10 protein-coding genes are annotated in these 12,584 nt (G+C 58.1%); 6 read left to right on the forward strand and 4 right to left on the reverse strand.

What is annotated here, in order from left to right:
* The 3 genes from B9Z40_RS02220 to B9Z40_RS02230 are packed head-to-tail and all read left to right on the forward strand — an operon-like array spanning position 1 to position 3,826.
* Positions 1-1,500 carry a tripartite tricarboxylate transporter permease gene (locus tag B9Z40_RS02220; RefSeq protein ID WP_100171684.1) on the forward strand — a complete coding sequence of 500 codons (1,500 nt, stop codon included), beginning with the start codon at positions 1-3 and terminating at the stop codon, positions 1,498-1,500.
* A complete protein-coding gene (locus B9Z40_RS02225; protein WP_100171685.1) occupies positions 1,497-2,630 on the forward strand; it encodes a class II histone deacetylase in 1,134 nt (377 codons plus the stop codon). The genes B9Z40_RS02220 and B9Z40_RS02225 overlap by 4 nt, the downstream gene beginning before the upstream one ends.
* A gap of 56 nt (positions 2,631-2,686) precedes the next feature.
* Positions 2,687-3,826, forward strand: coding sequence for a P1 family peptidase (locus B9Z40_RS02230; RefSeq protein WP_100171686.1), 1,140 nt, complete (start codon positions 2,687-2,689; stop codon positions 3,824-3,826).
* Positions 3,827-3,867: 41 nt separating this feature from the next.
* Here B9Z40_RS02230 and B9Z40_RS02235 read toward each other — a convergent pair whose 3' ends face one another.
* Positions 3,868-4,758, reverse strand: a complete 891-nt coding sequence (locus tag B9Z40_RS02235) for a DMT family transporter (RefSeq protein ID WP_100171687.1) — start codon at positions 4,756-4,758, stop codon at positions 3,868-3,870.
* 13 nt (positions 4,759-4,771) lie between these two features.
* Complete coding sequence (pmbA, locus tag B9Z40_RS02240) at positions 4,772-6,250, reverse strand: metalloprotease PmbA (protein ID WP_100171688.1); 1,479 nt, start codon at positions 6,248-6,250, stop codon at positions 4,772-4,774.
* Between the two features lie 22 nt (positions 6,251-6,272).
* Here pmbA and yjgA point away from each other — a divergent pair, with 22 nt between their 5' ends.
* The 3 genes from yjgA (at position 6,273) to rpoD (ending at position 10,340) form a co-directional block, all read left to right on the forward strand.
* Positions 6,273-6,932, forward strand: coding sequence for a ribosome biogenesis factor YjgA (yjgA, locus tag B9Z40_RS02245; protein ID WP_100171689.1), 660 nt, complete (start codon positions 6,273-6,275; stop codon positions 6,930-6,932).
* Positions 6,925-7,536: a molybdopterin adenylyltransferase gene (mog, locus tag B9Z40_RS02250; RefSeq protein ID WP_100172867.1), complete on the forward strand. Its 612-nt coding sequence runs from the start codon at positions 6,925-6,927 to the stop codon at positions 7,534-7,536. Before yjgA ends, mog begins: the two co-directional genes overlap by 8 nt.
* 269 nt (positions 7,537-7,805) lie before the next feature.
* Complete coding sequence (rpoD, locus tag B9Z40_RS02255; RefSeq protein ID WP_199172468.1) at positions 7,806-10,340, forward strand: RNA polymerase sigma factor RpoD; 2,535 nt, start codon at positions 7,806-7,808, stop codon at positions 10,338-10,340.
* A 53-nt stretch (positions 10,341-10,393) separates the two neighbouring features.
* Here rpoD and B9Z40_RS02260 read toward each other — a convergent pair whose 3' ends face one another.
* Positions 10,394-11,170, reverse strand: a complete 777-nt coding sequence (locus tag B9Z40_RS02260) for a dienelactone hydrolase family protein (RefSeq protein ID WP_100171690.1) — start codon at positions 11,168-11,170, stop codon at positions 10,394-10,396.
* A gap of 32 nt (positions 11,171-11,202) precedes the next feature.
* Positions 11,203-12,561, reverse strand: coding sequence for a hypothetical protein (locus B9Z40_RS02265; protein ID WP_100171691.1), 1,359 nt, complete (start codon positions 12,559-12,561; stop codon positions 11,203-11,205).
* Positions 12,562-12,584: the final 23 nt, after the last annotated feature.

The following is a 12,584-nucleotide window of genomic DNA, read 5'->3' on the forward strand; positions in this document are numbered from 1 at the left end:
ATGGAATTTTTTGACAGCCTGAGTCAGGGCTTTGCCTCTTTAGGGACCTGGCAAATCGCCATCGCCTTGCTCATCGGTGCGGCCTTGGGCATCGTGGTGGGCGTCTTGCCCGGTGTGGGGCCGGGCGTGACGATTGCCGTGCTGCTGCCCTTCACTTACGGCATGGCCCCGCTGGCGGGTATCTCGCTGCTGCTGGGTGTTTATTGCGGCGCTTTTTATGGGGGAGCTGTCACCTCTATCCTGATTCGCACGCCCGGCGAAGCATCTTCCATCATGACCATGTTCGATGGCTACCCGATGGCCAAAAACGGCCAAGCACAGCGGGCACTGTCGCTGGCCTTCATGTCGGCCTTTGCGGGCGGCATCGTCAGCGCTTTGCTGCTGGGGCTGGCGGCCAGGCCCATGGCCGGCTTTGCGGCCCGTTTTGGCGCGCCAGAAAGTGTCATGGCCATTGTGCTGGCGGCCGTGTGTGTGGGCAAAGCCTACCGCAGGCAATTCGCCTCGGCCATGATGATGATGGGCTTGGGTTTCTTTTTGGCCACTGTGGGGATTGACCCTAACTCCAACGAACAGCGCTACACCTTTGGCATCGCAGGCGTGCTCAGTGGCATTCCGCTGGTGCCTGTGGCGGTGGGCTTGTTTGGCATGGCGCAAGCCCTGGTCATGGTCAGTTCGCCGGTTCCCCGATTTGATGCTTCGCTGATTCAGAACGCAGGCGTGTCTTGGCGCGGATTTTTGGAGCCTTTCAAATACCCCAAAGCCATGGCCAAGGGCTTGTTCATGGGCTCGGCCATTGGCGTGCTGCCGGCTGTGGGTGCGGCGCTGTCCACTTCATTGGCCTACTTCTGGACTCAACGCGGTGCCAAAGACCCCACCCCGTTTGGCCAAGGCAACCCCGAGGGCATCGTGGCCGCCGAATGTGCCAACAATTCCAACTCCGGTGGCGCCATGATCACCGTGCTCACGCTGGGCATCCCGGGTGATGCGATCACCGCCATCATCATGGGCGTGTTCGTGGTGCATGGCATCGTGCCCGGACCCTCGCTGTTCATGGACCGCCCCGAAATCATCAACGGTGTTCTGGCCTCCTTGCTGGTCATCAACGTGGTCATCCTGGCCTTGCTGGTGCTCACCGTCAAACCCTTGGCGCGCCTGGCCTATGTCAACCCGCGCATTTTGGGACTGGCCATATTGGCGCTGTGTTTTGTCGGTGCGTTTTCAGCGGCCAACAATATGTATTACGTGATCATCGCCGCTGTCTTCGGCGTGCTGGGCTTGGTGTGCGCTCGGGCCAACATCCCGACCATTCCCCTGATTTTGGGCATGGTCATGGGCGACACCCTCGAAGCCACCTTGCGCCAAACCTTGGGCCGCAGCGAAGGCTCCTTTTTGCCCTTTATCGAGCGCCCCATTTCGGCCATCCTGGTCGCCACCACTTTGGTGCTGCTGGTGTGGCCGCTTGTGTCGGACTTGTTTGCCAAACGCCAACCCATCACATGAACGCCAAAGCACACACCACCGCCTACATCACCGACGAATTGTGCTTTTGGCATGACCCGGGCAACTACGCCCTGATGCTCAAGCCCGGCGGCTTTGTGGAGCCTTACAACCGCCACATCGAAAACGCCGACCCCAAGCGGCGGCTGCACAACTTGCTGCAAACCAGCGGCATGATGTCGCAGCTGCAGATGATGCCAGCGCGGGACGCCCAAGTGCACGAACTCACCCGTCTGCACAGCGCCGATTACGTCAGCAAAGTCCAAGCCATTGCCCAACAAGGCGGCGGCGACACCGGCATCGGCGCGCCCATTTCGTCCAACGGCTGGGACACGGCCAGACGTTCCGCAGGTTGCGCCCTGAGCGCCGTCGATGCCGTGATGCTGGGCCAGGCCCAAACCGCCTACGCCTTGACCCGACCGCCCGGCCACCACGCAGAACCTGAGCAAGGCATGGGTTTTTGCGTGTTTGCCAATGCCGCTTTGGCTGCAGCCCATGCCATTGAAGTCCATGGTTTGCAGCGAGTGGCCATCGTTGACTGGGATGTGCACTTTGGCAACGGCACCCAAAAGTGCTTTGAAAACCGAAGCGATGTGCTGACCGTTTCGGTGCACCAACAGGCAGGCTATTTGTTTGTCAAAGGCGAAGCCGACGAGCTGGGTACAGGCCAAGGACTGGGCTACAACCTCAACCTCCCCTTGCCACCCGGTTGTGGCTTCGGCGCTTACCGCGAGGCCTTTGAACAAGTCGTTTTGCCCGCTCTGGAGGCTTATCGACCCGAGTTGATCATCGTCGCTTGTGGCTACGATGCCGGGCGTTTTGACCCCTTGGGCCGCATGCTGCTCGATGGCGTCGCGTTCAGGTGGATGACCGATGCGGTCATGGATGTGGCTCGCCGTCATGCACAAGGTCGTTTGGTCATGACCCACGAAGGGGGCTACTGCCCTGTGTCTGTTCCTTTTTGGGGCCTTGCCGTGCTGGAGCAATTGTCTGGCCACAAAACTGAAGCGCCCTGCCCCTTCACGCCCCAGCACGATCAAATGCCAGCGCAAAAACTGCAAGACTACCAACGCGACTTGACGCGTCAATGGGCCTCGCATTTTGAAGACATCAGGCAACGCCACTGGCGATAAAGCCCAGCGCCTTCCGGTCAAACCGGTCAAGACCTAAAACACAGGAAATCGAACTTTTGAATGCTCTTCGTCCATCTCCACGAGAATGCGGCCTTGCGTTTTCTGGCACCCCTGGCGCGACCAATTCCATCGTCGATGTGGCCGATGTGTCGGTGGGCTATTGGGACCACGACGGTTTGAATGCAGAGGGTCGACCCTTTCGCACGGGTGTGACCGCCATCTTGCCTATGGGGGATTCAACCCTGTTGATGTCTTGTCCTGCTGCCATTCATTCGCAGAACGGCAATGGTGAAATGACTGGCAGCCATTGGATCAAAGACAGTGGACGCCTGAACAGCCCTGTGTTGATCACCAACACCCACGCGGTGGGGGCGGCACACGAGGCCGCAGTGAACTGGATGGCTCAACGCTACAAAGACCTGTTTGAAAATGACCATTTTTGGGCCATGCCCGTTGTCGCCGAAACCTACGACGGCTTTACCAATGATATTTTGGCCCTGCAGGTTCGACCTGAGCATGCCCGGCTTGCACTGGAACAAGCGTGGGCTTGCGCACAACGGGCACATCAATTGGGTAAAAGCCCCATTGCGCAAGGCAATTGCGGGGGCGGGATGGGCATGCAAACCTTTGGCTTCAAGGGCGGCAGTGGATCGAGCTCCAGAACCATTCAACTGGAGGGCCTGCAAGGCACCCTGGGTGTCTTTGTTCAATCCAATTTTGGGGGCCGAGGCCAATTTTGCTGGCGCGGCCAACCCTTGGGTCGGCTGTGGCCTCAGCCTTCGCCATTTTCCCAAGGCATGGCAGAAACGGGCTCACTGATCACCATCGTCGCCACCGACTTGCCTCTGGACGCCAAACAACTGGCGCTGGTGGCTGGGCGTGTGCCCATGGGGGTCGCCTTGTTGGGCGGCAGCGCGGGGAACTATTCGGGTGAAATCACCTTGGCCTTTTCAACCGCCAATGCCCGTGAAGCCCGAGGCGTGAGGCGGCCCGGACCACTCCTACACCCAGTTCAGGCATTGGACGAATCGGCGCTGGACCCGGTGTACGAGGCCACCATTCAAGTCACCGAAGAGGCCATCATGAATGCGCTTTTTGCAGCGCAATCCATGCCGACGCACAAGCCACAGGGCACACTGCACGCCCTGGACAGCAACCTGTTCATGGCGTTGATGCGTGAGGCTCGGCCCAGCTGAAACATGTAAAACCCAACTGGCGGGCTGATGCCAAAAAGGGGCTAAGCCTGCAAGATCAGCGCCGCCCCGGCCACCGCCAATACCGCCCCACCCCAAGCCCCCCAAGCTGGGCGGCGGCGGTACACCCCCCACAGCAGTGGCAAAAGCAAAATCGGGGTCAGCGACGAGAAAATGCCCACCAAATTGGCTTGACCGGTCTGCAGCGCCTGCAAGATCAAAGTCATGCCCAAGGCCATCGCCACTGCTGCACTGGCCCAGGTGTTGAGCAGGGTTTTGGCATTCAAAGGGTTTTGCACGCGCGCCACCTTGGCCCCGGCCCACAGCAAGACCAAATGCGCCAAAAAGCTGGCCGATGTGCGCACAGCAGAAGCCGCCACAGCATCCACGCCTGAGGCCATCAAAGGCTTGACCATCAAGGTGGCGACCGACTGGCACACCGCCGCCAACAAGCCCAGCACAACCCCCGTCCACAAAGACCCTTGGGTGTTTTCCCAAGCGTGGGTTTCACTCTCGCGGCGGCCCCACACAATAGCCACCATCACGCCCGAGACCAGCAAACTGCCACCGACCAAAGTCCAGCCCCACAGGGTCTCCCCCAGAAACAACCAAGCCAGCAAGGTGGAAAACAAAGCGTGCGAGGCAAACAGCACGCCGCTGCGCCGAGGCCCCAGACGGTTCATGCAGGCGAACAAGGCCGTGTCGCCAATGAAAATGCCAATCAGGCCGGACAAAGCAAGCAAGCCCACACTCGCGGTGTCGAGGGTGCGCCACTGCCCTGTGAAGGTTGCCAATGCCCAAAGCAAGGTCAGCGCAAAAAACAAACGCCAACGGGTGAAAGCAAACGCACCCATGCGGCTGGATGCCGCTGCAGAAAACAAACTGCCCACCGCCCACGACAAGGCGGCCAACGCCGCCAAGAGTTCAGCCTGCACAGCGCGGCGGGCCTCAGCTGCCTGCCAACTTCATGCGGTTGACCAAAATGGAGCCGGTGGTTTTGGCACCCATGTTGTAAGTGTCCGAGCCCACAGCCTCAATGCCCATGAGCATGTCTTTCAGGTTGCCCGCGATGGTGATCTCATGCACCGGGTAGGCAATCTGGCCGTTTTCGACCCAAAAACCACTGGCCCCGCGTGAATAGTCACCGGTGACGTAGTTCACGCCCTGACCCATCAACTCGGTCACAAACAGGCCTGTGCCCAGCTTTTTCAGCATGGCATCCAGATCATCGCCCGCCTGCGTCAATCGAGAAGTCAGGGTCATGTTGTGTGAGCCACCCGCGTTGCCGGTGGTCTTCATGCCCAGCTTACGGGCCGAGTAGCTGCTCAAAAAGTAACCTTCAACGCGCCCCCCCTTGACCACTTTGCGTTTGACCGAACGCACACCTTCGTCGTCAAAGGGCGAGCTGCCTTTGCCGCGCAGCACAAACGGATCTTCTTCGATGTCGATGTGCTTGGGAAACACCTTTTTGCCCAGCGAGTCCAGCAAAAAGCTGCTCTTTCGGTACAGCGCCCCGCCACTCACGGCCTGGACAAAACCACCCAACAAGCCAGCAGCCACGGGTGACTCGAAAAGCACTGGGCATTCGGTGGTGGCGATCTTGCGTGCACCCAAGCGCGACAAAGCGCGCTCAGCGGCATAACGGCCCACGGCCTCGACCGATGCCAACTCTTGGGCCGATCGCATCGAGGTGTACCAGGCGTCGCGTTGCATTTCGGCGTTGCGCCCCGGCAGTTTGGCAATGGGTGCCACCGAGACACTGTGGCGCGAGCTGGCATAACCGCCTCGAAAACCGTGCGTGTGGGCACTGAAAAAATGGCTTTGCTGGGCCGACACAGCAGCGCCGTCGCTGTTGGTGATTCGGCGGCTGGTTTTAAGTGCAGCAGCCTCGCATTGCAGCGCGATGCGGGCTGCTTCTTCGCTATTGATGGACCACGGGTGAAACAGGTCCAGATCGCGGTGATGGATTTCGATGTCGGCTTCGTCCGGCAAACCGGCTGTCGGATCTTCGGCCGTGAAACGGGCAATGTCGTAAGCGGCTTGCACCGTGCGCTCGATCGCGGCTTTGGAAAAGTCCGATGTGCTGGCATTGCCACGGCGATGCTTCACATAAACCGTCACACCCAGCGATTTGTCGCGGTTGCGCTCCACGTTTTCCAACTCGCCCTTGCGCACGCTGACCGACAGGCCGCAACCCTCAGAAGCTTCGGCACCCGCATTGGTGGCCCCGAGTTTTTTGGCATGGTGCAAGGCGGTGTCGACCAGCTCTTCAAAATGGTCACGCGAGTAGCTGAAACCGTCATGGGGTTGCGAAGACGAAGCGCGTACAGAGGCGTTTTTTTTCACGGAAGGGGTCTCGAAAAAAATGGCGGGCACCGGGCTCGCAGTGACCGCTATGATACTTGCCACCCTGCCCCAGCGCTGCATCTGAAAACGAGTTCCCCCAGTCATGTCCCGTAAACCCAAAAAAGGCTATTTCGTCCGTGGTCAATTTGTTGCCGAAGGCAGCGAACTGGACCTGGATTACAAGCGAGAGCTCAAAGGTGGCTTAGACGGCCCCAGCCGCACCGAACTCAAGCGCGAAAGCACCGAGCTGCAGGACCTGGGCACAGAGCTGCTGACCCTGCGCCGCGACCTGATGGAGGGCCTGGCCCTGCCTGACAAACTGGTCGATGGCTTGGCCGAAGCCAAACGCATCACCAACTTTGAAGGCAAGCGCCGCCAGATGCAATTCATCGGCAAGCAAATGCGTTTGCTCAGCCCTGAAACGTTGCAGACCGTTCGCGAAGCCCTTGACATCCAGCGTTTGGGCAGCGCCAAAGACACACAAGCCCTGCACTTGGCCGAAGCCTGGCGCGACCGCTTGATTGCCGACGATGCGGCGGTGGGTGAGTGGATCGCACACTATCCACAAACCGATATCCAGCAGCTGCGCGCCTTGGTGCGCCAAGCCCGAAAAGACGCTGTACCGGTGAGCAATGCCGCCGTATCGCAAGGACTGGCCCCACGCCAAAGCCGCGCTTACCGCGAAATGTTCAAGATGGTGCGCAGCGTTTTGACCGGCGGCCAAAGCGATGAAACTGCCGAAGAGGATGCTGAAAATGAGTGAAACCCCTGCAGACCTGAACGCTTTTGACCCGATCAAGATCGGCATCGTGTCCATCAGCGACAGGGCCAGCACGGGTGTCTACGAAGACAAGGGCCTGCCTGCTTTGCAAGACTGGTTGACGAAGGCACTGCACAACCCGATCAGCTTCGAGCCCCGCTTGATTCCCGACGAAAAAGACAGCATCAGCGCCACCCTGATCGAGCTGGTCGATGCCGGTTGCTCACTGGTGCTGACCACCGGCGGCACAGGCCCTGCCCTGCGCGACGTGACGCCCGAGGCCACACTGGCCGTGGCCGACAAAGAAATGCCCGGCTTTGGCGAACAAATGCGCCAGATCAGCCTGAAATTTGTGCCAACTGCCATTCTTTCGCGCCAGGTGGCGGTGATCCGTGGACAAAGCCTGATCATCAACCTGCCGGGCCAGCCCAAGTCGATTGCTGAGACCCTGGAAGGCCTAAAGGACGTTGATGGCAAACAGGTGGTTCACGGCATTTTTGCGGCAGTGCCCTATTGCGTCGACTTGATTGGCGGCCCGTACATGGAAACCAAGGACGACATTTGTAAGGCCTTTCGCCCCAAAACAGCCATTCGCCCTGCCCGCTGACCGTTCCATCCTTCGGTATAATCCACTTTTTTCGGCAAGAGCGACAGCAGCACCTCCGGCTAGACCAACGCCACCAGCGCGACGCCCCCATGTGGGCCGGTCACCGTTCCGCAAGGACTGCATTCCAAATGTTCGCCCACCTTCTTGCCATTGCAGTTTTGACACCCATATTGGGGGTTGATCTGTGTCCTTAACCCACGCCCGCGCCGGGATGTATTTGGCGCTGACTGTGTCCGTTTCCTTGTCTGTTTTGATGTTCTGAGGTGTCCATGCCTGCTCAAAAGTCGAAGAAGCCTGCCCAGGCCCAAGCCAAATCCAAACCCGTTGCCAAGACCGCTGTTGCCAAAAAAGCCCCCGCGCCCGTCGCCAAGCCCACAGCAAAAAGCCCTGCAACTGCTAAAGCCCCAGCCCAAAAGCCCGCCCCTGTGGTGAGCAAGGCCAAGGCACCTGCCAAAGTCGCTGCAAAACCCGCAGCGAAAACGGCAGCCAAACCAGTCGCGAAGGCAGCACCCAGCCCAGTCAAAGCAACGGCTAGCCCGGCCTCTCCTGCCAAGCCTGTGAAGAAAGCCGCATCTGTGCCCGCCAAGAAATCTGAAGTAACCGACAAGAAGACCACCCCCAAAGCCAAAGAAGCTGCGGTCGAAGTGGAAGTGAAAAAAACCGCCAAAGCAGCCAAGGCTGCTCCGGCCGAAGACAAAAAACCAGCGGCCAAAAAAGTCGTGACCGGCGCCAAGCGTGGTCCCAAGAAAAAAGGCAGCATCGCAGAGCCGAGTCTGGAAGATGAACTCGAAATAGAAGCTGACTTGGAAGGCGAACCGGTCGCCGAAGCCACTTCCGACTCCACCGAGAAGGTCAAGCCCCTGCGCATGAAGATCAGCAAGGCCAAAGAGCGCGCCTTGATGAAAGAATTTGGCTTGGACGAAACCGTCCTGACCGAAGCCGAGATGGTGCAACGCCGCGACCGTCTGAAAGCCCTGATCAAACTGGGCAAGACCCGTGGCTACCTCACCAACGGTGAAATCAGCGACCACTTGCCAGACAAACTGGTCGATGCCGAAACCCTGCAAGTGGTGATCGCCACCTTGAACGACCTGGGCGTGGCGGTGTACGAGCAAACGCCGGACGCCGAGAGCCTGATCATCACGGACAACGCGCCGACAGGCTCGACCGAAGAAGAAGCCGAAGAAGCCGCTGAAGCCGCCCTGTCCACCGTGGACAGCGAATTTGGCCGCACCACCGACCCCGTGCGCATGTACATGCGCGAGATGGGCACCGTGGAATTGCTGACCCGCGAAGGCGAAATTGAAATTGCCAAGCGCATCGAAGGCGGCTTGATGGACATGATGGCTGCGATCAGCGCATCGCCTGCCACCATCGCCGAAATTCTGCGCATGGCCAACGAAATCCGTGAAGGTAAGGTCGTCATCTCCACCGTGGTGGACGGTTTCGCCAACTTGAACGAAGCCGATGATTACGTGGCCGAAGAAGATTTTGACGAGTTCGACGAAGCCGACGACGACGATGGCAAAGGCGGCTCCAAGGCCCTGACCAAGAAGCTCGAAGAGCTGAAAAACCAGGCCCTGGAACGCTTTGAGCGCATCACCGAATACTTCGAAAAAGTGCACAAGGTGTACGACAAAGAAGGCTGGGGTACGCCTGCTTACGTCAAGGTGCAATCGGCCTTGTCAGAAGAGCTGATGACGATCCGTTTCACCGCCAAAACCATCGAAAAGCTGTGCGATATGGTGCGCGGCCAGGTGGACGACGTTCGCAAGAAAGAGCGCGAACTGCGCCGCATCATCGTGGACAAATGCGGCTACCCACAAGACAACTTCATTGCCGACTTCAGCGGTCGCGACAAGAACGGCAAGCGCGTGGAGTCGCAGTTGCTCAACCTCAAGTGGATTGAGAAACAAGCCGCTGCGGGCAAGAGCTGGAGCGCCGTCATGGGCCGCAACATCCCGCCCGTGCAAGACCTCCAGCAAAAGCTGATGGACCTGCAATCTCAGGTGGTGGTGCCGCTGGATGAACTCAAGGACATCAACAAACGCATGAACGCGGGCGAACGCTCTTCACGCGATGCCAAGAAGGAAATGATCGAGGCCAACTTGCGTCTGGTGATCTCCATCGCTAAAAAGTACACCAACCGCGGTCTGCAGTTCCTGGACTTGATCCAGGAAGGCAACATCGGTTTGATGAAGGCGGTGGACAAGTTCGAATACCGCCGCGGCTACAAGTTCTCGACCTACGCCACCTGGTGGATCCGTCAGGCCATCACCCGCTCCATTGCGGACCAGGCCCGCACGATCCGCATCCCGGTGCACATGATCGAGACCATCAACAAGATGAACCGCATTTCGCGTCAGCACTTGCAGGAATTCGGCTTTGAGCCCGATGCCTCTGTCCTGGCCGAAAAGATGGAAATCCCGGAAGACAAGATCCGCAAGATCATGAAGATTGCCAAAGAGCCGATCTCCATGGAAACGCCGATCGGTGACGACGACGACAGCCATTTGGGCGATTTCATCGAAGACAGCACACACACAGCGCCCATCGACGCGGCATTGCAAGCGGGTCTGCGTGATGTGGTCAAGGACATCTTGGACAGCCTGACGCCACGCGAAGCCAAAGTGCTGCGCATGCGTTTTGGCATCGAGATGTCCACCGACCACACTTTGGAAGAAGTGGGCAAACAGTTTGACGTGACCCGCGAACGCATCCGCCAGATCGAAGCCAAGGCGCTGCGTAAGCTCAAGCACCCCAGCCGCTCAGACAAGCTGCGCAGTTTCATCGACACGATGTAAACGTCTTCGCTCCAAAACAAAAAGCCTTCCCGCTGCAAAGCGGGAAGGCTTTTTCATTGGGCACTCGTCATTTCGATGGCCGCTTGCGAGGCCACCAGATCGTGCTGCCGGCTGCCGCCGTGATCGAAGCCATAAGCTGCCTTCTCGTACCGGTGAATTTGAACCATGGGAGGGGTATGACCTGAGGATGCCAGTTGTTGCGCCTCATGCAGATCATGCTGCGCAGCCACAAATTGATCCATCGACTCTTGTGTCATCCACAAGCTGTTGGCTGGCAGATGGACCAGGACGGGACACATCGGTTGCAGGTTGAGGACTTGCGGGTTCGTCATCCCGCCCCCATAAAAAGAAGTCGCTGCGAAAACTTGCGGGATAGTGCATGCAGCTTGCCAGGCGAGCAAGCCTCCCCAGCAAAATCCCATGATGCCCACTTTGCCCTGAGGAATCTGGGACTGGGCCCAAGTGACCACCGTCTGAATATCCGCCATCGCTCGGCTTGATTCGATGGGCTGCAACGGTTTCAGCAATTGCTCGCCTGTGGCAGTCATCTGGTATCGGTACCCATGGTCTTGCCCTGCCCGACCTCTGCCAAACAAAGACGGCGCAACCACCAGATAGCCCCTGGACGCATGTTCTTTGGCCAAATTCCGGATGCGCTGGCTCACCCCAGGCATCGGGTTTTGTCTTAAACCCGAATCCACACGATTGACAGACCTTGCATCCATCTCATGCAAGAGAACCAAAGCACCTCGCGGGGGACTTGATGGGTGCGCAACATAAGCCCTGAACAGGTGTTTGTCTGGCGCTGTGAACTTCGTGTATTGGCCCATGGGTGTCTATGGGCAATCAGGTGGGTTGAAATTCAATTCGCGCGGTACAGATCAGCGCGTCGCTCAAATACCTCGACCATGGCACCGCGCAAACCTTGAACCACCTCAGCAGGGGCATGGTTCAACAAATCATCACCGGTGATTTTTCCGGCAAAGAAACCCCGGGCTTGCTCCAGCAACTGCAGACTGGCCTGAATGCCCATGGCTTTGACCATGTAACTGGCCACAGGCGAGTGCCGTGCATCGTGCACAGATTCGGCCGAGCGCCCCGTTTCCAGCAAGTCCATCACGATCACTTCTTGATCGTTTTGAGCTTGATAGGGATTCGCAATGACAGGCAAGTAGTTTTCAAACTGAATTGGGAAATCGACCTTGCCCGGTAACTTGCCCATGATCGAGGACAAAGAAACTTCTTCTCCCAAACTCAGGGACAAAGACTCGATCAAAGCGATCGACAGCAATTTGAGACGCAAATAAAGGCGTGCCACTTCCAAATTGCGCAAAGTCAAATCCAACCGGCGTTGATGCTCTTGGTCTGAGGGCTCTTGCGCGAACTGCCTGAACACGGCGGGTGGCTGCAAAAAGCCCAGGAAACCCTCCATCTTCTGCAAGGAAATCCGGTACCCCTTGACGGTGTAAGTGTTGGTGCTGACCAAATCGTGGTTGGTCTCGGGGATCAAGTTCCAGGTGTTGTTGAGGAACTCGGAGGGGTGCTCACTGGCAAAGTTGCCAATGTCACGGTTGGCCACCCTCACGCCCATCAGCACTGTGTCCTTGCAGCTGGCGTCGTCCAACCCGAGTGCATGGTTTTGATTGGCCAGCATCAAACGCTCGAACAACAGTTGCGAGCAGGTTTTGCCGTCTGCTTGGGCGCTGCGAAATGGCACGGTCGCTTCAATGCAAGCGGCGATCTGAGCGCGCACAGGTTTAGGCAGCACACACTCCAAGATACGGACGGCCAACAAAGCACTGAGGAATTCATTGAGCCCAGCGAAAGGCGACAAGACTTGCCCCCGCTCAAAACCAAACAAAGTCATCACCAATTCAAGATCTTCAGCGGGTGCGTCGTCTGTGGGATCGATCACCAAGCCCTTGGCGTTTTCGCGAACATAAGAAGCCAAATAGCGCGCCAAGTTAACGTGGATACCGGAGTCCACTTGGGCATACACCAAATCATGGAAAAGGGCGGCAATCACTTCGACAGGTGTTCCACCAGAGCCGACGTCAAAGATGTGTTCGGGGGTATGGAAAGAGCGCCATGGCCCTGTCATGGACTGAATGATCAATTCAGCCATGTCGAACAACCGAGGAGATGCCGCATCTCCCCCCAATGAGGCCACTGCGAGCTGAAGCTCGGCATGGCATTTGGAGATGTAATGTTGCGAATCCATGAGGTATGTTCTGAAAATAACTT

This window comes from Limnohabitans sp. 15K (assembly GCF_002778285.1).
In the GTDB taxonomy this organism is placed as follows: Bacteria; Pseudomonadota; Gammaproteobacteria; order Burkholderiales; family Burkholderiaceae_C; genus Limnohabitans_A.

Bases quoted from the DNA above. Each gene is read 5' to 3' on its own strand.
- pmbA (WP_100171688.1), bottom strand. From the start codon at position 6,250: ATGCAGCGCTGGGGCAGGGTGGCAAGTATCATAGCGGTCACTGCGAGC.
- B9Z40_RS02225 (WP_100171685.1), top strand. From the start codon at position 1,497: ATGAACGCCAAAGCACACACCACCGCCTACATCACCGACGAATTGTGC.
- yjgA (WP_100171689.1), top strand. From the start codon at position 6,273: ATGTCCCGTAAACCCAAAAAAGGCTATTTCGTCCGTGGTCAATTTGTT.
- mog (WP_100172867.1), top strand. From the start codon at position 6,925: ATGAGTGAAACCCCTGCAGACCTGAACGCTTTTGACCCGATCAAGATC.
- B9Z40_RS02260 (WP_100171690.1), bottom strand. From the start codon at position 11,170: ATGGGCCAATACACGAAGTTCACAGCGCCAGACAAACACCTGTTCAGG.
- rpoD (WP_199172468.1), top strand. From the start codon at position 7,806: ATGCCTGCTCAAAAGTCGAAGAAGCCTGCCCAGGCCCAAGCCAAATCC.
- B9Z40_RS02265 (WP_100171691.1), bottom strand. From the start codon at position 12,561: ATGGATTCGCAACATTACATCTCCAAATGCCATGCCGAGCTTCAGCTC.
- B9Z40_RS02220 (WP_100171684.1), top strand. From the start codon at position 1: ATGGAATTTTTTGACAGCCTGAGTCAGGGCTTTGCCTCTTTAGGGACC.